Annotated in this window: 16 protein-coding genes; 12 read left to right on the top strand and 4 right to left on the bottom strand. The window is 60.4% G+C overall.

Annotated elements, in window-relative coordinates:
• The first annotated feature begins 99 nt into the window (after positions 1 to 99).
• The 7 genes from rnr to dnaB all read left to right on the top strand — a co-directional run bounded on the left by rnr (position 100) and on the right by dnaB (position 7,391).
• On the top strand, positions 100 to 2,730 hold the full coding sequence (gene rnr / locus D8U82_RS20685; protein ID WP_122610363.1) for a ribonuclease R: 2,631 nt from the start codon (positions 100 to 102) through the stop codon (positions 2,728 to 2,730).
• Positions 2,727 to 3,491 carry a 23S rRNA (guanosine(2251)-2'-O)-methyltransferase RlmB gene (gene rlmB, locus D8U82_RS20680; RefSeq protein ID WP_024011372.1) on the top strand — a complete coding sequence of 255 codons (765 nt, stop codon included), beginning with the start codon at positions 2,727 to 2,729 and terminating at the stop codon, positions 3,489 to 3,491. Before rnr ends, rlmB begins: the two co-directional genes overlap by 4 nt.
• A 305-nt stretch (positions 3,492 to 3,796) precedes the next feature.
• Positions 3,797 to 4,219 (top strand): 30S ribosomal protein S6, encoded by a 423-nt coding sequence (gene rpsF / locus D8U82_RS20675; protein WP_016771938.1) that lies wholly within the window; start codon positions 3,797 to 3,799, stop codon positions 4,217 to 4,219.
• Between the two features lie 29 nt (positions 4,220 to 4,248).
• The gene (gene rpsR / locus D8U82_RS20670) at positions 4,249 to 4,479 is read left to right on the top strand and encodes a 30S ribosomal protein S18 (RefSeq protein ID WP_002551829.1); all 231 of its coding nucleotides are present in this window, start codon (positions 4,249 to 4,251) and stop codon (positions 4,477 to 4,479) included.
• A gap of 36 nt (positions 4,480 to 4,515) precedes the next feature.
• A complete protein-coding gene (locus tag D8U82_RS20665) occupies positions 4,516 to 5,409 on the top strand; it encodes a hypothetical protein (protein WP_016771937.1) in 894 nt (297 codons plus the stop codon).
• An 18-nt stretch (positions 5,410 to 5,427) separates the two neighbouring features.
• Positions 5,428 to 5,874 (top strand): 50S ribosomal protein L9, encoded by a 447-nt coding sequence (gene rplI / locus D8U82_RS20660; protein WP_003221136.1) that lies wholly within the window; start codon positions 5,428 to 5,430, stop codon positions 5,872 to 5,874.
• A gap of 119 nt (positions 5,875 to 5,993) precedes the next feature.
• Positions 5,994 to 7,391: a replicative DNA helicase gene (dnaB, locus tag D8U82_RS20655; protein ID WP_016771936.1), complete on the top strand. Its 1,398-nt coding sequence runs from the start codon at positions 5,994 to 5,996 to the stop codon at positions 7,389 to 7,391.
• Between the two features lie 38 nt (positions 7,392 to 7,429).
• On the opposite strand, the gene D8U82_RS20650 is transcribed toward dnaB, so the two are convergent.
• A complete protein-coding gene (locus D8U82_RS20650; RefSeq protein ID WP_241668074.1) occupies positions 7,430 to 11,944 on the bottom strand; it encodes an NEL-type E3 ubiquitin ligase domain-containing protein in 4,515 nt (1,504 codons plus the stop codon).
• A 191-nt stretch (positions 11,945 to 12,135) separates the two neighbouring features.
• Positions 12,136 to 14,775 carry a hypothetical protein gene (locus D8U82_RS20645; protein ID WP_130902870.1) on the bottom strand — a complete coding sequence of 880 codons (2,640 nt, stop codon included), beginning with the start codon at positions 14,773 to 14,775 and terminating at the stop codon, positions 12,136 to 12,138.
• A 226-nt stretch (positions 14,776 to 15,001) separates the two neighbouring features.
• Between D8U82_RS20645 and D8U82_RS20640 the strand changes: the two genes are divergently transcribed.
• The 4 genes from D8U82_RS20640 (at position 15,002) to D8U82_RS20620 (ending at position 24,503) form a co-directional block, all read left to right on the top strand.
• A complete protein-coding gene (locus D8U82_RS20640) occupies positions 15,002 to 17,305 on the top strand; it encodes a YgiQ family radical SAM protein (RefSeq protein ID WP_016771932.1) in 2,304 nt (767 codons plus the stop codon).
• A 457-nt stretch (positions 17,306 to 17,762) separates the two neighbouring features.
• Positions 17,763 to 21,038 (top strand): transglutaminase family protein, encoded by a 3,276-nt coding sequence (locus D8U82_RS20630; RefSeq protein ID WP_130902868.1) that lies wholly within the window; start codon positions 17,763 to 17,765, stop codon positions 21,036 to 21,038.
• Between the two features lie 88 nt (positions 21,039 to 21,126).
• Entirely contained in the window at positions 21,127 to 23,613 is a 2,487-nt protein-coding gene (locus D8U82_RS20625; RefSeq protein ID WP_130902867.1) for a circularly permuted type 2 ATP-grasp protein, read from the top strand.
• Positions 23,613 to 24,503, top strand: coding sequence for a transglutaminase family protein (locus D8U82_RS20620; RefSeq protein ID WP_130902866.1), 891 nt, complete (start codon positions 23,613 to 23,615; stop codon positions 24,501 to 24,503). Before D8U82_RS20625 ends, D8U82_RS20620 begins: the two co-directional genes overlap by 1 nt.
• Positions 24,504 to 24,711: 208 nt before the next feature.
• On the opposite strand, the gene D8U82_RS20615 is transcribed toward D8U82_RS20620, so the two are convergent.
• Positions 24,712 to 24,900 carry a hypothetical protein gene (locus D8U82_RS20615; protein ID WP_016771927.1) on the bottom strand — a complete coding sequence of 63 codons (189 nt, stop codon included), beginning with the start codon at positions 24,898 to 24,900 and terminating at the stop codon, positions 24,712 to 24,714.
• Positions 24,901 to 24,968: 68 nt separating this feature from the next.
• Positions 24,969 to 25,556, bottom strand: coding sequence for a TIGR00730 family Rossman fold protein (locus D8U82_RS20610; RefSeq protein WP_130902865.1), 588 nt, complete (start codon positions 25,554 to 25,556; stop codon positions 24,969 to 24,971).
• A gap of 342 nt (positions 25,557 to 25,898) precedes the next feature.
• Here D8U82_RS20610 and azu point away from each other — a divergent pair, with 342 nt between their 5' ends.
• Positions 25,899 to 26,342, top strand: coding sequence for an azurin (gene azu, locus D8U82_RS20605; protein WP_130902864.1), 444 nt, complete (start codon positions 25,899 to 25,901; stop codon positions 26,340 to 26,342).
• The last annotated feature ends 61 nt before the right edge of the window (positions 26,343 to 26,403 follow it).

Raw genomic sequence — 26,403 nt, 5'->3', positions numbered from 1 at the left:
CGATACAAGGCCTTGCACAGCCTTATAGAAGCGGAAATTTCCCGTTTCCCGGCGCCTATGCCAAACTAACCCGCATATAGACAAGGTGAAAACTCTCTAATGGCCGATTGGCAGTCCCTCGATCCCGAGGCCGCTCGTGAAGCGGAAAAATACGAAAACCCTATTCCCAGCCGCGAACTGATCCTGGCGCACCTCGCCGATCGGGGTTCGCCTGCTGCCCGCGAGCAACTGGTCGAAGAGTTTGGTCTGACCACAGAAGACCAGATCGAGGCCCTGCGCCGCCGCTTGCGCGCTATGGAGCGCGACGCTCAACTGATCTACACCCGCCGTGGCACTTACGCGCCGGTCGACAAGCTCGACCTGATCCTTGGCCGCATCAGTGGTCACCGTGACGGTTTCGGCTTCCTCGTGCCGGACGACGGCAGCGACGACCTGTTCATGAGCCCGGCGCAAATGCGTCTGGTGTTCGATGGTGACCGTGCGCTGGCCCGGGTTTCCGGGCTCGACCGTCGTGGTCGCCGTGAAGGCGTGATCGTCGAGGTGGTGTCCCGCGCTCACGAAACCATCGTCGGTCGCTACTTCGAAGAAGGCGGCATCGGTTTCGTGGTTGCCGACAACCCGAAGATCCAGCAGGAAGTGCTGGTGACGCCGGGCCGCAACGCCAATGCGCAGATCGGTCAGTTCGTCGAAGTGAAAATCACCCACTGGCCAACGCCGCGCTTCCAGCCGCAAGGCGATGTGGTCGAAGTGGTCGGCAACTACATGGCGCCGGGCATGGAAATCGATGTTGCCCTGCGCACTTACGACATTCCGCACGTCTGGCCTGAAGCGGTTGTGAAAGAAGCCGCCAAGCTCAAGCCGGAAGTTGAAGAAAAAGACAAAGAGAAACGCATCGACTTGCGCCATCTGCCGTTCGTCACCATCGACGGCGAAGACGCCCGCGACTTCGATGACGCGGTCTACTGCGAAGCCAAACCGGGCAAGCTGCGCCTGTTCTCCGGTGGCTGGAAGTTGTACGTGGCGATTGCCGACGTTTCCAGTTACGTGAAGATCGGCTCGGCGCTGGACAACGAAGCTCAGGTTCGCGGCAACTCGGTGTACTTCCCCGAGCGCGTGATTCCGATGCTGCCCGAGCAACTGTCCAACGGCCTGTGCTCGCTGAATCCTCAGGTTGATCGTCTGGCCATGGTTTGCGAGATGACCATCTCCAAGTCCGGCGAAATGACCGACTACTGCTTCTATGAAGCGGTGATCCATTCCCACGCTCGTCTGACCTATAACAAGGTCAGCGCGATGCTGGAAACGCCGAAGGCGACCGAAGCGCGCAAATTGCGCGGCGAGTACACCGACGTCGTGCCGCATCTCAAGCAGCTCTACGCCTTGTACAAGGTATTGCTGGCCGCCCGTCACGTGCGTGGCGCGATCGATTTCGAAACCCAGGAAACCCGGATCATCTTCGGCTCCGAGCGCAAGATCGCCGAAATCCGTCCGACCGTGCGCAACGATGCGCACAAGCTGATCGAGGAGTGCATGCTGGCCGCCAACGTGGCCACTGCCGAATTCCTCAAGAAGCACGAAATTCCTGCGCTGTATCGTGTTCACGCCGGTCCGCCGCCAGAGCGTCTGGAAAAACTGCGCGCGTTCCTCGGTGAGCTCGGCCTGTCGCTGCACAAAGGCAAGGACGGTCCGTCGCCGAAGGATTATCAGGCTTTGCTCGCGAGCATCAAGGATCGTCCGGATTTCCACCTGATCCAGACTGTGATGCTGCGCTCATTGAGCCAAGCGGTGTACAGCGCTGAAAACGACGGCCACTTCGGCCTGAATTACGAAGCCTACACCCACTTCACTTCGCCGATCCGTCGTTATCCGGACCTGCTCACGCACCGCGCGATCCGCAGCGTGATCCATTCGAAACAGGACACCCCGCACGTTCGTCGTGCCGGTGCGATGACCATTCCGAAAGCGCGCATCTATCCGTACGACGAAGCGGCGCTGGAGCAGCTTGGCGAGCAGTGCTCGATGAGCGAGCGCCGTGCCGACGAAGCGACCCGCGACGTGGTGAACTGGCTCAAGTGCGAGTTCATGAAGGATCGCGTTGGCGAATCGTTCCCGGGCGTGATCACCGCAGTGACCGGTTTTGGTCTGTTCGTCGAGCTGACCGATATCTACGTCGAAGGCCTGGTACACGTCACCGCATTGCCGGGCGATTACTACCACTTCGATCCTGTGCATCACCGCTTGGCGGGCGAGCGCACCGGTCGCAGTTTCCGTCTTGGCGACACCGTTGAAGTACGCGTCATGCGCGTCGACCTAGACGAGCGCAAGATCGACTTCGAGATGGCCGAGAAAACCATCAGCGCGCCGATTGGTCGCAAGAAACGTGGCACCGAAACCGCTGCGCCTGCTGCCAAGGCTGCGGAAGAAAAGGCTCCAGCGAAAACCGCCAGCCGTCGTCCGGCCAAGGAAAAGGTCGCCGAGGCCTATCGCCCGAGCGACGCCGTGGCGAAAAACGCTGAACTGCGCAAAAGCCGTGAATTGAAGAAGGCCTTGCTGGCCGATGCGAAAAACGGTGGTAAAGCGGCGTCCGGGGGAAAGACCGGACGGTCGGCGCCTGACAGGGCGACCGACGGCAAGCCAGCCAAGCCGAGCAAACACCGTAAGGGCCCGCCAAAAGCGGGTTCCGCTCCAGCCAAAAGTGGCGGAGCGCGTAAACCGAAGGCGAAGTCATGAGTCAGTTAGAAAAAATCTACGGCGTTCATGCGGTAGAAGCGTTGCTGCGTCACCACCCCAAACGCGTCAAGCAGATCTGGCTGGCGGAAAGCCGCAACGATCCGCGCGTGCAGACGCTGGTCGAGCTGGCCAATGAAAACCGTGTTCAGGTCGGCCAGGCCGAGCGCCGCGAAATGGACGCCTGGGTTGAAGGCGTGCACCAGGGCGTGGTCGCGGAAGTCAGCCCGAGCCAGGTCTGGGGCGAGGCGATGCTCGACGAGTTGCTTGATCGTACCGAAGGCGCGCCGCTGTTGCTGGTGCTCGACGGTGTGACCGATCCGCACAACCTCGGCGCCTGCCTGCGCTCGGCCGATGCGGCCGGTGCGCTGGCGGTGATCGTGCCGAAGGACAAGTCGGCCACGCTGACCCCGGTGGTGCGTAAAGTTGCCTGCGGCGCCGCGGAAGTGATTCCGCTGGTGGCCGTGACCAACCTGGCGCGCACATTGGAAAAACTCCAGCAACGCGGTTTGTGGGTAGTCGGCACCGCAGGTGAAGCCGAGGTCAGCATTTATGACCAGGACCTCACCGGCCCGACCATCCTGATCATGGGCGCCGAAGGCAAAGGCATGCGCCGCCTGACCCGCGAGCATTGCGACTATCTGGTGAATCTGCCGATGGCCGGCAGCGTCAGCAGCCTCAACGTGTCGGTCGCCACCGGCGTGTGCCTGTTCGAAGCCCAGCGCCAGCGCGGTGCGAAGGCCAAGGCTGCCGCGAAGAAATAAGCTTCACGCAATCAACTGTGGGAGCGAGCCTGCTCGCGAAGAGGAGTGTCAGTCGACGTCATTGTTGCCTGACAGGCCGCATTCGCGAGCAGTCTCGCTCCCACATTCGTTTACGGTGTCTGGAAGATCGGTGGTTGTTCAAATAATCACCAATTGCCTTGCGCCCCCGCAGTCCCTTCTCTACAATTGCGCCCCTTGCTGTGACGGCAGGCACGCATGTGCCCCGCGCCAGCAAGTCCATAAGTGTCATTCACTCCTTGTCTGACCGTTTTTGAGCGGCAGGCTACAACCCGTAAGGAGCATTCATGCGTCATTACGAAATCATCTTTCTGGTCCACCCGGATCAGAGCGAGCAAGTCGGCGGCATGGTTGAGCGTTACACCAAGCTGATCGAAGAAGACGGCGGCAAAATCCACCGTCTGGAAGACTGGGGCCGTCGTCAACTGGCCTACGCAATCAACAATGTTCACAAGGCTCACTACGTGATGCTGAACGTTGAGTGCACTGGCAAGGCCCTGGCCGAGCTGGAAGACAACTTCCGCTACAACGATGCAGTGATCCGTAACCTGGTCATCCGTCGCGACGAAGCCGTTACCGGCCAGTCCGAGATGCTCAAGGCTGAAGAAAACCGCAGTGAGCGCCGTGAGCGTCGCGACCGTCCTGAGCACGAAGGCGCCGAAGGCACCGACAGTGATGACAGCGACAACAGCGATAACGCTGACGAGTAATCCACGGACCTTATTAAGGAGCCTATCAAATGGCACGTTTCTTCCGTCGTCGTAAATTCTGCCGCTTCACCGCTGAAGACGTGAAAGAGATCGATTACAAAGATCTCAACACTCTGAAAGCCTACGTATCCGAGACCGGCAAAATCGTTCCAAGCCGCATCACCGGTACCAAAGCTCGTTATCAGCGTCAGCTGGCCACCGCTATCAAGCGCGCCCGCTTCCTGGCCCTGCTGGCCTACACCGACAGCCACGGCCGCTGAGACCGGGCAGTCGACAAGTAGCAAAGGATTGAATGCATGCGCGCCTTAGCTGAGTTCATCATGCGAGGCCGAATGCAGGCCACTCTCGTGGTGGCCGGATGTGCAACATTGCCGTTGTTGTATTGGTTGGGTGCTGCCGCCGGGAGCCTTGTGCTGCTGCGGCGCGGATTGACGGACGCCCTTGGCGTTCTGTCACTGGGACTGCTGCCGGCATTGATCTGGTGGCTGTATGCCGACGACCCACGGGCACTTCTGGTGCTGCTGGGGTCTTCGGGGCTTGCGTTGGTTTTGCGCGCAAGCGAATCCTGGGTCCGCACGCTGCTGGTCAGCGTAGTGATCGGAGTGGTGTTTTCAGTGGTGCTCGGGGTCGCGTTTGCGGCCCAGATCGAGATGCTTGCACAGGCCCTTATAAAGGTCATGCCGGCACTTCTTGGTGAGACCTACAAGCAATTGTCGGTCGATGAGCAAGCGCGTTTCGCGTCCCTGATTGCACCAGTCCTGACCGGACTGATTGCGGCCTTGTTGCAGATCGTCAGCGTGCTGAGCCTGATTGTCGGGCGGCATTGGCAGGCGTTGTTGTACAACCCGGGTGGTTTCGGTCGCGAGTTTCGCGCCATCCGCATCCCGCTGGGGCCGGCGATGTTACTGCTGGCGTTGATGCTTCTGGGCCCGAATCTCGGTGCACAGATGGCCATGTTGACGCCGTTGTGCAGTGTACCGCTGGTGTTCGCCGGGCTGGCCCTGATTCACGGGCTGGTCGGGCAGAAGCGACTGGCCGGTTTCTGGCTGGTGGGGTTGTACGTCACGCTGCTGTTGTTCATGCAGCTGATCTATCCGTTGCTCGTGGTTCTGGCCATTGTCGACAGCCTGATTGATTTTCGCGGTCGTCACGTGTCGAAAGACACCGACAGCGCGAACGGTGAAGGTTAAAAGTTAGAGGATTTTCACATGCAACTGATCCTTCTGGAAAAAATCGCCAACCTGGGCAACCTGGGCGACAAAGTAAACGTTAAGGCCGGTTACGGCCGTAACTACCTGCTGCCTTTCGGCAAGGCTACCGCTGCGACCGCTGCCAACCTGGCTGCGTTCGAAGAGCGTCGCGCCGAGCTGGAAAAAGCCGCCGCAGACCGTAAGGCATCGGCTGAAAGCCGTGCTGCCCAACTGGCCGAGCTGGAAGTGACCATCACTGCCACCGCTGGCGACGAAGGCAAGCTGTTCGGTTCGATCGGTACTCACGACATCGCTGACGCACTGACCGCTTCCGGCGTTGAAGTGCAGAAGAGCGAAGTTCGTCTGCCGAACGGCACCATCCGCAACGTGGGTGAATTCGACGTGGCCGTGCACCTGCACGCCGAAGTTGAAGCCACCGTACGCGTTGTCGTGGTAGCAGCTTAAGCAACACGGATCGGCTGGCGGCTTGTCCGTCAGACGGTTAACATCGGGCACGATCCTGTTTACAGGTCGTGCCCTTTGTCTTTCTGAATTCCCTGCTTTTCACTAATACTCAAGTGGCCATGAACGATATCTCCGCTCCCGAGCAATACGATCTGCAAACCGCTGCCCTGAAGGTGCCGCCGCATTCCATCGAGGCTGAACAGGCCGTACTCGGTGGTCTGATGCTGGACAACAACGCCTGGGAACGCGTGCTTGATCAAGTCTCCGATGGCGATTTCTATCGACATGACCACCGTCTGATTTTCCGCGCGATCGCCAAACTGGCCGATCAGAACTCGCCGATCGACGTCGTGACCCTTGCCGAACAACTGGATAAGGAAGGTCAGACGTCGCAAGTCGGCGGCCTCGGCTATCTTGGCGAACTGGCGAAAAACACCCCGTCCGTCGCCAACATCAAGGCCTATGCGCAGATCGTCCGCCAGCGTGCGACGTTGCGCCAATTGATCGGCATCAGCACCGAGATTGCCGACAGCGCCTTCAACCCGGAAGGTCGCACCGCTGAAGAAATCCTCGACGAAGCCGAACGGCAGATCTTCCAGATCGCCGAAGCGCGGCCCAAGACCGGCGGCCCGGTCGGCGTCAATGAGCTGCTGACCAAGGCCATCGACCGCATCGACACGTTGTTCAACACCGCCGACGCGATCACCGGTCTGTCTACGGGTTACACCGACCTCGATGAGAAGACCAGCGGCTTGCAGCCCTCCGACCTGATCATTGTCGCCGGCCGACCGTCGATGGGTAAAACCACCTTCGCGATGAACCTGGTGGAAAACGCCGTGTTGCGCAGCGAAAAAGCGGTGCTGGTTTACTCGCTCGAGATGCCAGGCGAATCGCTGATCATGCGTATGCTGTCTTCGCTCGGCCGAATCGATCAGACCAAGGTGCGTTCCGGCCAACTCGAAGACGACGACTGGCCGCGCCTGACATCGGCGGTCAATCTGCTCAACGACCGCAAACTGTTCATCGATGACACCGCCGGCATCAGCCCTTCGGAAATGCGCGCGCGCACTCGTCGTCTGGTGCGTGAGCACGGCGATGTCGGCCTGATCATGATCGACTACCTGCAACTGATGCAGATTCCCGGGTCCAGCGGTGACAACCGCACCAACGAGATTTCCGAGATCTCGCGATCCCTGAAAGCCCTGGCCAAGGAATTCAACTGTCCGGTAGTGGCGCTGTCGCAGCTCAACCGTTCCCTCGAACAGCGCCCGAACAAACGCCCGGTGAACTCCGACTTGCGGGAATCCGGAGCGATCGAGCAGGACGCCGACGTAATCATGTTCGTTTACCGCGACGAGGTGTATCACCCGGAAACCGAGCACAAGGGCATCGCCGAAATCATCATCGGCAAGCAGCGTAACGGCCCGATCGGTTTCATTCGGCTGGCGTTCATCGGTAAATACACGCGCTTCGAAAACCTCGCACCGGGCAGTTACAACTTCGACGACGACGAATGACAGCAGGCCGGATCATCCGGCTGCTGCCGTGGCCTGCTTCAATCGGCCGAAACTGCCGTCTCGCTGCTGGCAGGCTTTTCAACTGCCTCACCGGGGCGAATTTCCTCGCGCGTCAGTGACTGGATCAGCGTCGCTTCGCTAATGGCCAACTGTGCAGTGACGTCATTGGTTTGCGCGTCGTATTCGGCCCGGGTCAGTACTTTTTTCGCGAATTGCTCGTCCAGTGCCGCCTGTCTCTGTTGATAAGGCTGACGTGCGGCGTCGAACCGGGACGGATATTTGTGCGTGATGAAGTCCTGCCAGAATTCCATCGACACCAGAGCCTGAAACTCTTCGGGAGAGCCGTTCAAGGCGATGACTTTACGGTAGGCGACTTCCAGCATGGGCGGTGTGACGCCGGCCATGCCGATAAAGGACAGCGTCTGCGGCTGAAACGGCAACTGCAGCCGATCCTTGAGGCCAAAGCGGTAGGCCATGGTCATTTCATGCGGGTCGCTCAGGCGCAGGCGCTGGGTATTGCGCTCACGCGCTGGAGCCTGTGGATCGTTGGCGATTGTCCTGCTCGCAGCGATATCTGCTGCGGCCAGTTCATCGACCTGCCTTAGCCTGAACAGACTTCTGGACAGATCCACCAGGCGAGTGCCATCCCCGTCTTGCCTTGCCTGCACTCTGGCCGTATGCGTCATGGTCAGCACTTGCAGGTCAGTAAACGTGGCGGCGGCAAGGTCAGTGCAGCCGGCTTCGCAGGCGCGATCGAAAACATCTCTGCGCAGAGCGCGTGATTGCACGTTGTTCTCGCTGATGGCATCGACCACGTCCCAGACCTGCCGACGGAAATCGGCGTGGTGGCCGAGTCTGGAAATGATGTTGAAAAAGCCATCCGAGCCGTCCTGTGCTTTCAGTCTGTCCAGCTGCGCGGTGCGTTTCGTCGCCTCGGTTGCCGTCATACCGACGGTCAACTGCGGATAGGCCGACGCCGCGTTCATTAGCGCCGGCTGTGGGCGGGCTGCCGGGGCAGAAGTGGTCAGCAGGTTCAGAGGATTGTAAAGCGATGTTGCGGAGTGGCGCAGCCGCTCACTGTAGCCGGCCAGGCGTTCTCGGGTGTATTCGTTCAGGGGGTTATCGCTTATCTGAGTGCCGCTGTTGACCTGAATCGAATGCCTCAGGCGATCCGCTGCCGGTGCGACGACAAAGCTGGGCAGGTTCGTGATCCGGTTGTTGTTCAGAAGTATCCTGCCCAACAGGGGCTGATCGAACAGTCCGGCTGGCCAGCTTCCGATGCCGGTGTTTGACATGTCGACTTCGCGGATATCAGTGATCGCGCTGAAATCCGGGCTCACGTTCAAGTGCGGGTTGTCGTGTATCCACAAGGCCCTCAAGGTCGTTCTTCCGGCCAGTATCTGCGCGGTCTCGGCGGTGAGTTCGAGTTGATTCCCCTGCAGGAACAGACGGGTCATCCCGTGCATTTCGCCGATGGCCGGCGGGAGATCCCTGAGACGATTGTTGGCCATGTTCAGCCAGCGCAAATGGCGGAAGCGGGTCAGAAAACCTTCCGGGGATTCGGTGAGATTCATGTTGTTGAGTTTGAGCGAGCCGACATGGCTGAAGTCGGTGTTCAGATCCGGCAGGGTCGGCAACGTGAGGCCGCTCAAATCCAGTTCCAGACCTATCGGCGTGCCGTCGAAGGCGTGTTTCTGCGGCGTTTCACGTCGCCAGCAACTGATGATCCGATCCCGTGCCTCGATGCGCTCATTGCGGGTTTGGGTGTTGATCTGCAACTGATTGACGCGGATATAGCGCAGAGGATTGCTGCCTCCCGAAAAAACCCAGTTATCCAGCTGGTTTTTCAACACGGCGAAATCCTGCTCGAGCTCCAACAGCCTGGTCGCGACAGTGGCCTTGTCATGGTTCCAGATAAACTCCCGGCATTCCTTGATGCTTTTGCTCGGAAACAGTTTTCGGTAGCGCTGCGCGCGCGAGTTCTCACTGTCGAATACAGCGGGGTGGGCCGGAGTCATCAACTGCGGATGCAGTTCGTTGAGTTTTCGCCAGTAGCGATCGAACTTCCTCCAGTAAGGCGAAGGGAAGTCATTGCCTTCAAGCAGCGTGTGGTTGTTGATCCGCGCGACCACAGCCAATTGATCGGCTGGCGGGTTGATGTGTGCGTCGGGGACTTCGCGCAGTTTATTGTTGCTGAGGTCGAGGCCGGTCAAGGTGATCTTGTCAGCCAGGCCGGTGGGCCACTCGCTGATGCCGGTGTTCTTCAGGCCCAGTGTCTGCAGCCCGGACATCGCACTGAAATCGGGCAGCATCTGGAGTGGGTTGTTCGACAGGTCGATGCTGACCAACTGGTGCAATGCACTCAATGCACCAGCGCTGTTCTCATCGAGTTTTATCTGGTTTGAGGTCAGATTCAGGTGGGTGAGCCGGCTCATCACGCTGATCTCTGCGGGCAATTTTTCCAGACCGCAATGGCTGATCGTCAAATTCTCCAGATTCGGCAACCGCGACAGGAACGTGTCGGCAGTGTCGGACCAGACGACGCTATCAAGAGTGAGCAACGTCAACCGACTGAAGTCGGCAGTCAGTGGCGGTAGCGGTCCTTTCAGTGGTGGCAGCGCAAGGTGCGGCGATTGCTGGAGCCAGCAGTCCTTGATGATCCGGGCAATGTGTTCTGCCCGAGCCTTTTCCCGGCCGGCTACGCTGGATGTTCCCGGCTGGCTGTCGGCGACGTAGGCCAGCAGTTGCGCATCGAGCGCCTTGAACTCTGCGAAACGCTGGCTGATCGTGGCTTCCGCACTGTCCCCCAGGCCAATCAGGTATTCCCGGGCGGTTTGTGGCGTTTTGTCCGGATACATCTGCAGCAGCATGGCGACTTCAGGGATGTCGCCATCAATCCGGAATGCACCTGTGCGTGCGCTGGTGATGAGTGCCGGATATTCGGCCGTAACCCGCTGCCAGTAGACTTCCAGCCGCCGCCAATAGCCGCTGGCAAAGGGGTTGCCTTCGATCAGGGTGATGCGGTTGATGTTGGCTATGGCGAGCAATTGATCACTCGCCGGGCTGATGACTGTCTGCGGAATTTCACGCAATCGGTTATTGCGCAGATCGAGCGACTCCATCGCCAATTGATGCTGCAATCCGGTTGGCCAGTCATCCAGTTGTGCATTGCGCAGACCCACGGACTTGAGCTCAGGCATGCCGCTGAAATCCGGGGCCTTGCCCAGCGGGTTGTCCGACAGGTCGAGTTTTTCCAGTTGGCTGAGCGAAGCCAGCTCGCTGGCGGTCTGGTCGCTCAGTTCAATGTGGTTCGCTCGCAGGTCCAACTCCTTGAGGGCTGGCATTTGCGCAAGGTTCGCCGGCGGCCTGGCGAGCGCCGAGGCATTGATTTTCAGACGCTCCAGGGCAGTGAACCCCTTGAGGAAGTTTTCGCCCCCCTCCGACCAGGCGACCGCCTGCAAGTGCAGCGTGCGGACATGGCTGAAATCTGCGGACAGCGGAACAATGCCTGCGTCGCCAAGATCCAGTTGCAACGTTGTTCCTGTCTGACGTTTCCAGCAGCGCTTGATCTCTTGCGCGGCGCGCTCCACCGAGGGATTGGTCGCCCCGCCGGCCAGCTCACTGGTTTTCAACCAGGTCGCCAGCTCCAGCTTCAGGGTCTTGTATTCATTCTCGAGGCGCGTCAAAAAGCTTGGTACATCGTCACCCTGGGTGCGCAACAGCGTGCGGATTTGCTCGCTGTCCAGAGATGGATAGAGTTTTCGCAGTCGCGACTGGGGCGTTCGCAGTCGATTGACCGCGGCATTGAGCCGCTCGCGCAGCCCCGGTGAAGCAGGTTGGTCGGCACTGCCGCGCTGCATCCCGCCGGCCCCGCCGACCACGATGCCCTGCCAGCCCTGATCGGCATCGAATACGACAGGCTCTGATCTGCCCGGGCGCGTAGCGCTGTAGATGTTATCGACGTCAGCGGCGACAGGATCTTCAGGGCGGACGATGCGCATCACCTCGGTCAGAGGCGTCGAAGCATCGTGATCGTGCAGGACCTGATAGCTGTGATTGTCGATCACTGCGTAGAGTTTGCCGTCATGGCGGTACAGCCCATCGCTGTCGGGTGAGCTATGACTGAAGTCGAACGGCGTGCGAAACGCTTGCAGGCGTGTCACCGATAAAGCGAAGGTGCTCGCCGGCGAGAACTCCAGCGCATGCCACCTGCCACTCTCCGGATCGTGCAGCATCAGCGGTCCGGAGGGCTTCGATTCGCTCGCCAGCCCGGCGCGCCAGAGGCCGCTCGGCGAATCCTTGCTCACCTGCACGAAACCGCCGTCGGCCATTTCCACGTAGTGACGACCCTTGAATGTCCTCAGGCCTTCGGCGTCGGCGTCAGGCAAGCCGGTTGCGACAGCGAGGCGGTAATGCTCGACGGGGTGGCCTGTATTGACCATGGTTTGCAGCGCTGATGCAGCCGCATGCACTGTGACATTCGGCGCCGGGATGATCGCATCAGGATCGTTGCTGTCCGTGCGCCGGTTCGCGCGGATTGGCGGGCCGCTCAACGCGGTTGGGTCAAGACTGGGGCGCGGCGTGAGGAGGGGACGCTGCGGGATGGCATCGGCGGATGTATCCGGTCGAAGATGAAAATTACCGGGGGGACTAACTGGGTGCGGCGTTTTGCTGCGCATGTCTTACGTTCCTTGTAGTGATTGAGCGGTCGCGTCCGCAACGGACGCTGCCGGCCGGTTCGGCGTCATGCCTGATGATGTGTCTCGGGATGGAAAGAGGTGGCGGCGAGGTCGAAAATTTTCTGCGCTGCGTGGCCATCGAGGGCGGCGCGCCAGATAGGTTTGTGTGGCCGCTGCGCCAGTTCTTCCCGGCGCTGCGAACGCACACCCATGCGGCTTTGCTCAAGGGTTTTCAGGTGCCCGCCGGAAACATTGAAGTTGAGATCGGGCGTATCCGGTTTCGCGTAATGAAAGTGCGCGTGCCAGAGGGGGGCGTAGGTGTGCGCATCCGTCAGTAGATAGACGTCGATAAAGTCTCGATTCTGCCCCTTGCCGCGTTTTAACCGGGTCTCGATTTTCTGCGCACGCACTTCGCCCTTGTCGATCAGATACAGCAATCGGTCGGGGCTCAGAAAATGTTTGTCCTTGTAGATCCGGACACGAATGTTTTCGCCCTCGCTGCGCAGGCGTTCACTGGTGTCCTGCAGGCGTTGGATCAGCGCATCTGTTTCGCCATCGGTCGGCTCCTGTCGCCGAAGCTGGAGTGCGATTTCATCCATTGCCCCGGCCTTGCGCTCAAGCATCTCGACAATGTTGTCCGGATGGTTTTTGCGCGACTCTTCGCGCCGGGCTTCGCGCACATGTGCGTCGGTTTGCTCAAGGTGCTGATTGGCTCTGAGAGTCAGGTCGGGCAGGTTTGTGTCCTGCGTTGCGCGGACGGGGTGCCACTCACCAGCTCTTTGTTCATAGGTCTGCACTGGCTGTTGCGGGTCGTGCAGACTGCGTACATCGATGACTTCTTCGTTGTGCGCGGTACGTCGGGACTCGCCGACATGGATCTTGTAAATACCGTGTTTCTTTGCCTTGAAAATGCGCTTGGGTGGCGGTTGGAAGCCGGATCTGTCCTGCTCCGGAACATACTCGAAATCAATGGCCTGATCGTTGATCGGCAGCGCCGGGAGATCAGGCTGGCGTTGATATTGGAACAGGCGATGAGTCAGCGTCTCTTCGAATATTTTCAGCTCGGCAGTGATAGCCGTGCGTGACGTTGCGTGCTGCTCATCGGGTGCCAGATCAAGGCGCTCGTACCAGTAGCGAAGGGCTGTGCATTCCTGGAGCACATCACGCAATATCGCAGGGTGCGAAGTCTCCGGAATTTTACCCAGCGCTCCATACACGAAAGTTACCTGACCAAATCTGGTCGCCAGTTCGGAGGCCTGAGGGTAGTTTCCGCCTGATTGATGGTCGTCCAGCATCAGGCTTTTGGCCAATACCCACGAAGCCACGACGTCGTGAGTGTCCATTGGTGTCAGAGCGTATGCACTGAATTCGTCCGGCGCGACCCGCCATGTGTTCACCAGATTGTCGGCAATGTGCTGGCGCTCTCGCATATGGCCGAGAATTTTCCCCAGGACGTTGACTGTTCGCGGGAGCCTGTCGATGTCGATCAGTGGCCCTCCCAGCGCATGGCGGGTCAAGCCGCATTCGACCAATTGATCGTAAAAGCTCATTTGGATCTTGTGCATCGCAATCATTTTTTTGTCGTAGTCTTCCTTCTTCATGAAGTGCCGTACCGCGGGTTTTTGCTGCTTATGGAATTTTATTGCTTTTGCAAGGGACCTCAGCGCCTGGTGGCTGTGTAATTCACGATCAAGCAGCGCCATCGTTTCGCGCTTGACCGCGTCTGAGCGCTCGCCCCCCGCTTCCCTGATGCTGCGCCACACCTCCTTCAGGTGTTCACTTTTAGCGGTGTCCTGCTCGATTCGCTTGTTGAAGTGGCCAAGTCTGATTCCGACTTCCACCCGCTGCCATAGCTCTGAGGGCGCCACTCCTGTCCCTCTTTGCATCCCGGCTGCCCCGGTTAAAGTGGTCCCTCGCCAGCCGTAGCGAGCGTCGAAAATGATCGGTTCCGACCTGCCTGGACGGGATGCGACGTAGACATCCGTGGCATCGCTGGCGATGGGATCGTCGGGGCGAACGATGCGCATGACCGCCCTCTGCGGCGCTGATGCATCAAGATCATGCAAGACCTGATAGGCCTGATTCTCGATCTGCACATAGAGTTTGCCGTTGAAGCGCAACAGGCCATCGCCGCCCGGCTCGGCCGTGCTGAAATCCAGATCGGTGCGAAACGCCTCGAGCCGGCTCGGGGATAGCGGATAGGTCGATGGCGCCCAGGTATCGACGGGTTGCCAGAGACGGCTCTCGGCATCGAACTGCAACAGCGGACCGGACGGGTGCAATTCGCTGGGCAATTTCGCCCGGTAAAGACCGCTGGCGGGGTCCAGACCGACCTGCACGGTGCCACCCTCAGGCACTTGGACATACTGACGTCCCTTAAGCGTCGAAATGCCTTCGGCATTGGCTGACGGCAACACGACCAGCGAAGTGATCCAGTAATCTCCCAAGGGCCGCTCATGCACAACTGCAGCCGATTCGGCGGCCGCTGTCGTGCTGACCGTTGCCCGCGCAGGCACGGAGGTAATGCGGTTGAGTCCGTGATCGATCGATGTCGATACCGTTGTCGGAGTCGGGCGTGTGGGAATTCTGTGCCCCGGTCCGCCATCGAAAAGCGCCGTGAAACCAGGCCGGGTGATCGAATAATCGGGTCGCGGGTTATGAACCGAGACGGTCGTGATGCCTCTGGTTGGCGGTTTGGGTGCCATTGCCTGTCTTCCTTTTCGTTTAATGCCCCGCTGCTCTTGGGAGTGCGACGGGCGGGCGGCTTCCTTGCCGTTTCGTGCGTCGTGCGTTCAACAAAAACGCGTAATGTGTGGCGGGTTGGCGGCGCGAGAGCAGCGCACAGAGAAACCGACCACCGTCGTCGGAATTGGTCAAAATTTGTGCTATATTCCGCGCCCGCGATTTTTCACTTCAACACCGGTCGTCGACATGCAAGCAGCCAAGCCGTTATTTGACTATCCAAAATATTGGGCCGAATGTTTCGGGCCAGCGCCATTCCTGCCGATGAGCAGGGAGGAGATGGATCAGCTCGGCTGGGATTCGTGCGACATCATCATTGTTACCGGTGATGCTTACGTCGATCATCCGTCGTTCGGCATGGCGATCATCGGCCGGCTGCTGGAGTCGCAAGGCTTCCGCGTCGGGATCATCGCGCAGCCGAACTGGCAGTCCAAAGACGACTTCATGAAGCTCGGCGAGCCGAACCTGTTCTTCGGCGTCGCGGCGGGCAACATGGACTCGATGATCAACCGCTACACCGCGGACAAGAAAATCCGTTCCGATGACGCATACACCCCCGGCGGCATGGCCGGCAAGCGTCCGGATCGCGCCAGCCTGGTTTACAGCCAGCGCTGCAAGGAAGCCTACAAGCACGTGCCGATCGTGCTCGGCGGCATCGAAGCCTCGCTGCGCCGCATCGCCCACTACGACTATTGGCAGGATCGCGTGCGCAACTCGATCCTGATCGACGCCAGCGCCGACATTCTGCTGTACGGCAACGCCGAGCGCGCGATTGTCGAAGTTGCCCAGCGCCTGTCGTGGGGCCACAAGATCGAAGACATCACCGATGTGCGCGGCACCGCGTTCATCCGTCGCGATACGCCACAGGGCTGGTACGAAGTCGACTCCACGCGCATCGACCGTCCGGGCAAGGTCGACAAAATCATCAACCCGTACGTGAATACCCAGGACACCCAGGCCTGCGCCATCGAGCAGGAAAAAGGCCCGGTCGAAGATCCGCAGGAAGCCAAGGTCGTGCAGATTCTGGCCAGCCCGCGCATGACCCGCGACAAGACCGTGATCCGCCTGCCGTCGATGGAGAAGGTGCGAAACGACCCGGTTTTGTACGCCCACGCCAACCGCGTGTTGCACCTGGAAACCAACCCGGGCAACGCCCGTGCGCTGGTGCAGAAGCATGGCGAGCTCGATGTCTGGTTCAACCCGCCGCCGATTCCGATGACCACTGAAGAAATGGACTACGTGTTCGGCATGCCTTACGCCCGTGTGCCGCACCCGGCGTACGGCAAGGAGAAGATCCCGGCGTACGACATGATCCGTTTCTCGGTGAACATCATGCGTGGCTGCTTTGGTGGCTGCACCTTCTGCTCGATCACCGAGCACGAAGGCCGCATCATCCAGAACCGTTCCGAAGAGTCGATCATTCGCGAAATCGAAGAGATCCGCGACAAGGTGCCGGGTTTCACCGGGGTCATTTCCGACCTCGGCGGCCCGACTGCGAACATGTACCGCATCGCCTGCAAGAGCCCGGAAATCGAATCCGCCTGCCGCAAGCCGTCGTGCGTGTTCCCCGGTATCTGCCCGAACCTCAACACCGACCACTCTTCGCTGATTCAGCTGTATCGCAGCGCCCGTGCCCTGCCGGGTGTGAAGAAGATTCTGATCGCTTCCGGCCTGCGCTACGACCTCGCCGTCGAGTCGCCGGAGTACGTCAAGGAGCTGGTGACCCACCACGTCGGCGGTTACCTGAAGATCGCTCCGGAGCACACCGAGGAAGGTCCGCTCAACCAGATGATGAAACCGGGTATCGGCAGCTATGACAAGTTCAAGCGCATGTTCGAGAAGTACACCAAGGAAGCGGGCAAGGAGCAGTACCTGATTCCGTACTTCATCGCCGCCCACCCGGGCACTACCGACGAAGACATGATGAACCTCGCTCTGTGGCTCAAGGGCAATGGCTTCCGCGCCGACCAGGTGCAGGCGTTCTATCCGTCGCCGATGGCCACCGCTACGGCGATGTACCACTCGGGCAAGAACCCGCTGCGCAAGGTGACGTACAAGAGCGACGGCGTGACCATCGTCAAGAGCGAAGATCAGCGTCGTCTGCACAAAGCATTCTTGCGTTATCACGACCCGAAAGGCTGGCCGATGCTGCGTGAAGCGCTGATCCGCATGGGCCGCGCCGATCTGATCGGCCCGGGCAAGGATCAACTGATACCGGCGCATCAGCCAGCCACCGACAGCTACCAGAGCGCCCGTCGCAAGAACTCGACGCCGGCCGGCAGCCACAAGGTCGCCAAAGAGAAGACCACCAAGATTCTCACCCAGCACACCGGTCTGCCGCCGCGTGCCAGTGATGGCGGTAATCCGTGGGACAAGCGTGAACAGGCCAAGGCTGCGGCATTCGCCCGCAACCAGCAGGCGGCCAAGGAGCGCAAGGATGCGGCGAAAGGCAAAGGGCCGAAGCCGACACGCAAGCCGGTCGTGCCGCGCTAAACACTGCTTGAGCTGAACAGAACGCCAACCTTCGGGTTGGCGTTCTGCTGATCGTTCCCACGCTCCGCGCGGGAATGCCTCTCGGGACGTTCCGCGTTCCAGCCGTTACTCGCAGTATTGTCGAACATGGTTGTGACGCGGAGCGTCACCGGCTGCATTCCCACGCAGAGCGTGGGAACGATCAAGTTGCTGCCGCTGGCCTCTTCGCGAGCAGGCTCGCTCCCACAGGGGGAACGCATTCCAAATGTGGGAGCGAGCCTGCTCGCGAAAGCGTCCGATCAAACACAGCAAGAATCAGCGTCCGCAACATTTGCGTGCAACTGAGCCAAACCATTTCCTCGCATCGCCCGGTTTTGGTGCTGTACTGCCTTGAGCATTTCGCGAAAGCGCGCAAGCCTGTGCATGGCATAAGTCTTGCGCGCTTTCCCATACGCCCAAGGCTCGCAGGAGGCACGCCGTGTCGATTCATGTCGCATTGCATCACGTCACGCATTATCGCTACGACCGCGCTGTCGAACTCGGCCCGCAGATCGTCCGCCTGCGCCCGGCGCCCCACAGCCGCACGCGAATTCTTTCCTATGCGCTGAAAGTCTCGCCCGAGCAGCATTTCATCAACTGGCAGCAAGACCCCCAGGGCAATTACCTGGCACGCCTGGTGTTCCCGGAAAAAACCGCAGAGCTGCGCATCGAAGTCGATCTGGTCGCGGAAATGGCGGTGTTCAATCCGTTCGATTTCTTCCTCGAACCGTACGCCGAGCGAATCCCGTTCAGCTACGCCGCCGACGAGCGCAAGGAGCTGGCGCCGTACCTCGAAACCCTGCCGCTGACGCCAACGTTCAAGGCTTACCTGGACAGCATCGACCGCACGCCACTGCCGGCGGTGGATTTTCTGGTGGCGCTCAATCAGCGCCTCAGCGAAGACATCGGCTACCTGATCCGCATGGAGCCCGGCGTGCAGACTCCGGAGCACACACTTCAACACGCCTCCGGTTCCTGCCGTGATTCGGCATGGTTGCTGGTGCAGTTGTTGCGCAATCTCGGTCTGGCGGCGCGGTTTGTTTCCGGCTACCTGATTCAACTGACCGCCGACGTGAAAAGCCTCGACGGCCCGTCGGGCACCGAAGTCGATTTCACCGACCTGCATGCCTGGTGCGAGGTGTATTTGCCGGGGGCCGGCTGGATCGGCCTCGATGCCACGTCCGGGTTGTTCGCCGGGGAAGGGCATATTCCGTTGGCGTGCAGTCCCGATCCGTCCTCGGCGGCACCGATCAGTGGTCTGGTCGAACCTTGCGAGACGCAGTTCAGCCACGAAATGTCGGTCGAGCGAATCTGGGAAGCGCCACGCGTCACCAAGCCCTACACCGATGAACAGTGGCGGGCGATCCAGGCGCTGGGGCGGCAGATCGATGCCGACCTGCTTGAAGGCGATGTGCGCCTGACCATGGGCGGCGAACCGACCTTCGTCTCCATTGACGACCCGGACGGCGCCGAATGGAACACTGCCGCGCTGGGGCCGGACAAGCGTCGGCTGTCCGCCGAACTGTTTCAACGCATGCGCAAGCAATATGCACCGCAGGGGCTGGTGCATTTCGGTCAGGGCAAGTGGTATCCCGGCGAGCAATTGCCGCGCTGGTCGCTCAATTGTTACTGGCGCCGCGACGGTCAGGCGATCTGGCACAACGACGCATTGATCGCCGACGAACAGCAGGACTACGGCGCCGACGGCGAACTGGCCGGACGCTTTCTCGCCAGCGTCGCCGAGCGCCTGAAGTTGCCTGCACGCTTTGTCTTCCCGGCTTACGAGGATCATCTCTATTACCTCTGGCGCGAGGGCGCGTTGCCCGGCAATGTCAGTGCCGAAGATTCGCGCCTGGAAGAACCGCTGGAGCGCGCCCGATTGCGCAAGGTCTTCAGTCAGGGCCTGAACAAGGTGATCGGCCAAGTGCTGCCGCTGGCGCGCACGGCCAAGGGCGATCAATGGCAGAGCGGGCGCTGGTATCTGCGTGACGAGCACTGTCGCTTGGTGCCGGGGGATTCGCCGCTGGGTTACCGCTTGCCGCTGGCCTCGCAGCCGTGGGTGAAAGCGGCGGAATATCCGTTCATCCATCCCAACGATCCGAATCAGGACTTCGCTGAACTGCCGGATCTGGCACAGCTCGGTGTTCACGGCGAACCTGCTGCGCTGGATGAGCGGGTGCCGAAAATCGACGAGTCCGCTGACTGGCTGACCCGTACCGCATTCTGCGCCGAGGCCCGCGAAGGCCGGCTGTATCTGTTCATGCCGCCGCTGGAGCGGGTCGAGGATTATCTGGAACTGGTCTCGGCCATTGAGGCCACCGCCGAAGAATTGCATTGCCCGGTGTTGCTTGAAGGCTATGAACCGCCGAGTGATCCGCGCCTGAGCAATTTCCGTGTCACTCCGGACCCGGGCGTGATCGAGGTCAACGTGCAGCCATCGGCGAGCTGGGACGAGTTGGTCGAGCGCACCGAGTTTCTCTACGAACAGGCACGGCAAACCCGCCTGACCACCGAAAAGTTCATGATCGACGGGCGCCACACCGGCACCGGCGGCGGCAATCATTTCGTCCTCGGCGGCGCGACACCGGCGGACTCACCGTTTCTGCGGCGCCCGGATCTGTTGCGCAGCCTGATCAGTTACTGGCACAACCATCCTTCGCTGTCGTACCTGTTTTCCGGGTTGTTCATTGGCCCGACTTCCCAGGCTCCACGGGTTGATGAGGCGCGCAATGACGCCTTGTACGAACTGGAAATCGCCTTTGCGCAAATGCCGGAACCGGGCGAGGAATGTGCACCGTGGCTGGTCGATCGACTGTTGCGCAATCTGCTGATCGATGTCACCGGCAATACCCATCGCGCCGAATTCTGCATCGACAAACTGTACTCACCGGACGGCGCCACCGGGCGTCTTGGCTTGCTGGAACTGCGCGCTTTTGAAATGCCGCCCCATGCGCGCATGAGTCTGGCTCAGCAGTTGCTGCTGCGGGCGCTGGTCGCGCGCTTTTGGCGCGAGCCTTATGCGCCGGCGAAACTGGCACGCTGGGGCACCGAGCTGCACGATCGCTTTTTGCTGCCGCACTTTATCGAAGAGGATTTCGCCGACGTCATCGTCGAACTCAACAACGCCGGCTATCCGTTGCGTGCGGAGTGGTTCGCGGCGCATCTGGAGTTTCGTTTTCCCAAGGTGGGCGACTACGCCGTCAATGGCATCGAGCTGGAGCTGCGTCAGGCGCTCGAACCCTGGCACGTGCTGGGCGAGGAGGGCTCGGCGGGCGGCACGGTGCGCTACGTCGATTCATCGCTGGAGCGCTTGCAGGTCAAGCTCAACGGCTTGCCGCCACAGCGCTATCTGCTGACTTGCAATGGCGTCGCGGTGCCGTTGCACCCGACCGGGCGGGTGGGTGAGTTTGTCGCCGGGGTGCGCTTTCGGGCGTGGCAACCAGCCAACTGCCTGCATCCGACCATACCGGTGCACGCGCCGTTGGTGTTCGACCTGCTCGATACCTGGATGGGGCGTTCGCTGGGTGGTTGCCAGTACAACGTCGCCCATCCCGGTGGGCGCAATTACGAGACCTTGCCGGTCAATGCCAATGAAGCGGAGAGCCGGCGCATGGTGCGGTTTTTCCGCCTCGGACACACGCCCGGGAAACTTCCCGTACCCAAGGTAGAAATCAATGACGAGCTACCGCTGACCATCGACCTGCGCCGTTACTAGAGCCTACGCAACACGCGGATTTTTCGTATATCCGCGTGTCATGTGCCTGCGTTAGTCTGACCGTTCCCTGCTGTCTGCCGAGCTTTCCATGCCTGACCTGTTAGACCGCTACCCGCTGACTGCGGGCACCTATCACGAACTGCTCGACGGCAGCGGCGCAGTGCGTGCGCATTGGCAGCGCCTGTTCGATCAATTGCAGCGCAGCAGCCCGGCGCAACTTGTGCAGCGCCAGGCCTTGCTGGCGCGGCAGATTCAGGAAAACGGCGTCACCTACAACGTCTATGCCGATCCCAAGGGCGCTGACCGACCGTGGGAGCTGGATCTGCTGCCCCATGTGATTGCGGCAGATGAGTGGCAGCAGTTGTCCGCCGGCATCGCTCAGCGTGCGCGCTTGCTCAATGCAGTGCTGGCGGATCTGTACGGTCCGCAGCGGTTGATCAGTGAAGGCCTGCTGCCCGCCGAGCTGGTGTTCGGGCACAACAATTTTCTCTGGCCCTGTCAGGGCATTGCCCCGCCCGAGTCAGCCTTTCTGCATTTGTATGCCGTGGATCTGGCGCGCACGCCGGATGGTCGCTGGTGGGTCACTGCCGATCGCACGCAGGCGCCGTCCGGGGCCGGCTATGCGCTGGAAAACCGCACCATCGTTTCCCGCGCCTTTCCCGATTTGTACCGTGATCTGAAGGTTCAGCATCTGGCCGGTTTCTTCCGCACCTTGCAGGAAACTTTGGCCCGTCAGGCACCGCAGGGCGATGACGCACCGCTGGTGGTGCTGCTGACACCGGGGCGGTTCAATGAAAGTTATTTCGAGCACCTGTATCTGGCCCGTCAGCTAGGTTATCCGCTGGTGGAGGGCGGCGATCTGACGGTGCGCAATGCCACGGTGTATTTGAAAACCCTCAGTGGCCTGCGCCGGGTGCACGCGATCATGCGCCGCCTCGACGATGATTTCTGCGACCCGCTGGAACTGCGTACCGACTCGGCGCTTGGCGTCCCCGGTCTGCTTGAGGCGGTGCGTCAGGGGCGGGTGCTGGTGGCCAATGCGCTAGGCAGCGGGGTGCTGGAATCGCCGGGGCTGCTGGGGTTTTTGCCGAAGATCAATCAATACCTGTTCGGCGAAGAACTGATCCTGCCGTCGATCGCCACCTGGTGGTGCGGTGAAGCGCCAGTACTGGCGCAGGCGTTGGAAAAACTTCCGGAGCTGCTGATCAAACCGGCGTTCCCGTCGCAGAGTTTCGCGCCTGTTTTCGGCCGTGATTTGAGTGACAGTCAGCGCCTCGAGCTGGCGCAGCGTATGCAGGCACGGCCTTATGCCTACGTCGCGCAAGAACTCGCACAACTGTCGCAGGCGCCGGTCTGGCAAGCCGAGGACGGTCATCTGCAACCCCGCGCGATCGGCATGCGCATGTATGCGGTGTCCAGCCACGACAGCTACCGCGTGTTGCCGGGTGGTCTGACACGAGTGGCGGCCGACGCCGATGCCGAGGTGGTGTCGATGCAGCGCGGCGGGGCAAGCAAGGACACCTGGGTGCTCAGCGATCGTGCGCCAAGTGGCGAGCAGTGGAAGGCGCAGCGCAATGTCGGCGTGCACGATCTGGTGCGGCGCGATCCATATCTGCCGTCGCGGGTGGTTGAGAACCTGTTCTGGTTCGGCCGCTACTGCGAGCGCTGTGACGACAGCGCGCGGCTGCTGCGCATCATGCTCACGCGTTACGTCGATGGCGATGATCCGCAGGCGCTGCAAGCAGCGGTCGATCTCGGCGAGCGGCTGGCGCTGTTGCCGGATGAGGGCGAACTGCCGGAGCGCCTGCTCGCTGCGTTGCTGGGCGAGGATTGGTCGTTCAGCCTGCGCTCCAACTTGCAACGCTTGCAGTGGGCTGCGTCGCAAGTGCGCGGCAAGCTGTCCCGGGAGAACTGGCAGGCGCTGGTCGAATTGCAGCGCGAGGCGCTGGAGCTGGAAGTCGATGAACCGGACTTCGGCGAACTGCTGGATTTCCTCAACCGTCTGGTGATGTCGCTGGCAGCGCTGTCGGGGTTTGCGCTGGATGACATGACCCGCGACGAAGGCTGGCGTTTTCTGATGATTGGCCGGCGCATCGAACGCCTGCAATTTCTCAGCAGCAGCCTCGCCGCATTTCTGCGCGGTGCGGGTGCTTTCGATCAGGCCGGGCTGGAGTGGTTGCTGGAGTTGGGTAACAGCAGCATCACCTATCGCTCGCGCTATCTGGCGGTGGCGCAACTGATTCCGGTACTGGATTTGCTGCTGCTGGATGAGCAGAACCCCCACGCGGTGCTGTTTCAGCTGAAACTGGTCACCCGCACGCTGAAACGCCTGAACGACGATTTCGCCGCGCCTCGGGAAACCGCGCTGCCGCAACTGGTCGAGCGCCTGGCGCGGTTTGATCTCGGTTGTCTGGAAAATCCTTTGTTCGGCAAATCCAGCGTACGTGCCGCGCTGGAGGGTCTGGCCGATCTGTTGCAGGAAATCGCCGAAGCCAGCGGCCAAGTATCGGATCGTCTGGCGCTGCGCCATTTCGCCCATGTCGATGATGTTAGTCAGCGTACGGTGTCCGTGTGATGAGCGCTCAATATCAGATCTTTCACGACACCTGTTATCACTACGACAGCCCGGTCTCCCTCGCGCAGCAACTGGCGCACCTGTGGCCGCGCGAATGCAGCTGGCAGCGCTGCACCGAGCAGCAACTGTTGATCAGTCCCGAGCCGACCATGCGCCGTGATGAACTGGACGTATTCGGCAATCCGTTGACGCGTCTGGCATTTGAACGGCCCCATGACCAATTGCAGGTCAACGCCCGGCTGACGGTCGAGGTGCTGGCGCGGCCGGCGCTGGATTTCAACCATTCGCCCGCGTGGGAGCAGACCCGCGATGCGCTGACTTACAGCAGTCAGCCGTTGTCCGCCGACTTGCTCGAAGCCTGTCGCTACCGGTTCCAGTCTCCTTATGTGCATTTGAAGCGCAGCTTCGTCGAGTTCTCGCAAAGCTGTTTTCCGCCAGGGCGACCGTTGTTGCTCGGGGTGCAGGCGCTGATGCAGAAGATCTTCAGCGAATTTACCTTCGATGCCGAAGCCACCCAGGTGGCGACGCCGCTGGTGGAAGTGCTGGAGCGTCGACGCGGCGTGTGTCAGGACTTCGCTCATCTGATGCTGGCCTGTGTGCGCTCGCGCGGTCTGGCGGCGCGTTATGTCAGCGGCTACCTGCTCACCCAGCCGCCGCCGGGGCAGCCACGCCTGATCGGCGCCGACGCCTCGCATGCGTGGGTATCGGTGTTCTGTCCGGTATCGGGCTGGGTGGATTTCGATCCGACCAACAATGTGCAGCCGGCGCTGGAGCACATCACGCTGGCGTGGGGAAGGGATTTCTCCGATGTGTCGCCGCTGCGTGGGGTGATTCTCGGTGGCGGTAATCACGACCCGGAAGTGCGGGTTACGGTGATGCCTCAGAATTGATGGGTTTTCAGATGTGGAAGCGAGCCTGCTCGCGATAGCTTCAGGTCAGCTAATAGATTTGTAACAGATACACCGCTTTCGCGAGCAGGCTCGCTCCCACAGGGATTTTGGTGTGTCAGGGAACGAAGGGCTGTGAGGGCCGGCAGCAAAACTGCCAGCCCCGTCACAAATCCGCAGGGTCTGATTCGATCATCAAACCCGGTGGGGCTCAGGCGTCGGGCGTCTGATCTTTCGGTGCATCGGATGCATCAACATCATCATCGGTCGCCACTTCACCGTCAGGGTTCAGTGCCGCTTCTTCAGCGGTTTGCTTCTTGCGCTGAAGCTTTTCCTCTTTCTTCTGTTCCTTTGCCAGGTCTCGTTGACGTTTGGCGAAGGAGTAATTGGGTTTGGCCATGGGCGATCCTCTGGGGTCGAAGGTGAGGTTGAGCGGCGCGTATTCTGCCCTGTATCGGTGTCCGGGGGTTAACCGGGTTTTTGGTCGACCCACTTGGGCGTGACGGTCGGCTGCCACTGATCGAGGGCGTCGAGCAGGGAATCTGGCGATTCGCTCACTTGCAGCATGTCACGGTGTGGCGCGCGAACGAAGCCTTCGCCGACGATATGATCGAGAAAAGCCGTGAGTTTGCTGTAGAAACCGTTCACTTCCAGCAGCCCCAAAGGCTTGCCGTGATAGCCGAGCTGGCCCCAGGTCCAGACTTCGAACAGCTCTTCCAGCGTGCCAAGGCCGCCGGGCAGGGCGATGAATGCATCGCTGAGTTCGGCCATCCGCGCCTTGCGCGCATGCATGCCGTTGACCACTTCCAGGCGCGTCAGGCTTTTGTGGCCGATCTCCTTGTCCATCAGGCTTTGCGGAATGATGCCGATCACTACGCCGCCAGCGGCCAGCGCGGCATCAGCCACAATGCCCATCAAGCCGACCGCGCCGCCGCCGTAGACCAGCGTCAGATTTCGCTCGGCCAATGCCCGGCCAAGGGCCACGGCAGCTTCAGTGTAGGCCGGCACGGTACCGGCATTGGCACCGCAAAACACACAAACGGATTTCAGCGACATGCGTTACTCCTGAGTCGATCAGTCGCACAGGGTAACGGCTGGCACGCTGCGCTCCAAGGACTAGACTTCGCGTTCAGGTGATTCAAAAGTACCGCTGGCGCCACAGGCGTAGGCGGCGAGCAAGCTGCACAACAGACCGTTAAAGAACATGACTGGCACTCCGTTTCAGTAGGTGGGCCGATCATAGGCCTGGGCCAACGAAATGGCCGTTAGATTGTGTCGATGAGTGTCATAGCCTGAAAGTTGTATACAATTTTTGACTCAAGTCATATGAACTTGCGATGATTTCAGGCAGTCTTTCCACCACTAGTGTTTTTGTTAACCCTGCCTTGGAGATTCACCATGTTTTCCAAAGTTGTTGCGGTATCCCTGCTGGCGCTGGCCAGCAGCCAATTGATGGCTGCCGAGTGCAAAACCACCGTTGATTCCACCGATCAGATGTCCTTCAACACCAAGGAAATCGTGATCGACAAGAGCTGCAAGACCTTCACCGTCGAACTGACCCACTCCGGCAACCTGCCGAAGACCGTCATGGGCCATAACCTGGTGATCAGCAAAGAAGCTGACATGCAGCCAATCGCTACCGCTGGCCTGGCCGCCGGTATCGACAAGAATTACCTGCCGGAAGGTGATGCCCGCATCATCGCCCACACCAAGATCATCGGCGCCAAGGAAACCGACTCGGTGACCTTCGATGTGGCCAAGGTGGCTGACGGTGGCTACGGCTTCTTCTGCTCGTTCCCTGGGCACATCTCGATGATGAAAGGCACCGTCGTCGTCAAGTAATCAGGGCCAATGTGGGAGCGAGCCTGCTCGCGAAGAGGCCATCCGCTTCACCGAAAGACTG

Origin of the sequence: Pseudomonas sp. Sample_23 (genome assembly GCF_004307595.1) — a bacterium.
Classification (GTDB): Bacteria; Pseudomonadota; Gammaproteobacteria; order Pseudomonadales; family Pseudomonadaceae; genus Aquipseudomonas; species Aquipseudomonas atacamensis.
This window is presented reverse-complemented; position numbering and strand designations above follow the sequence as displayed.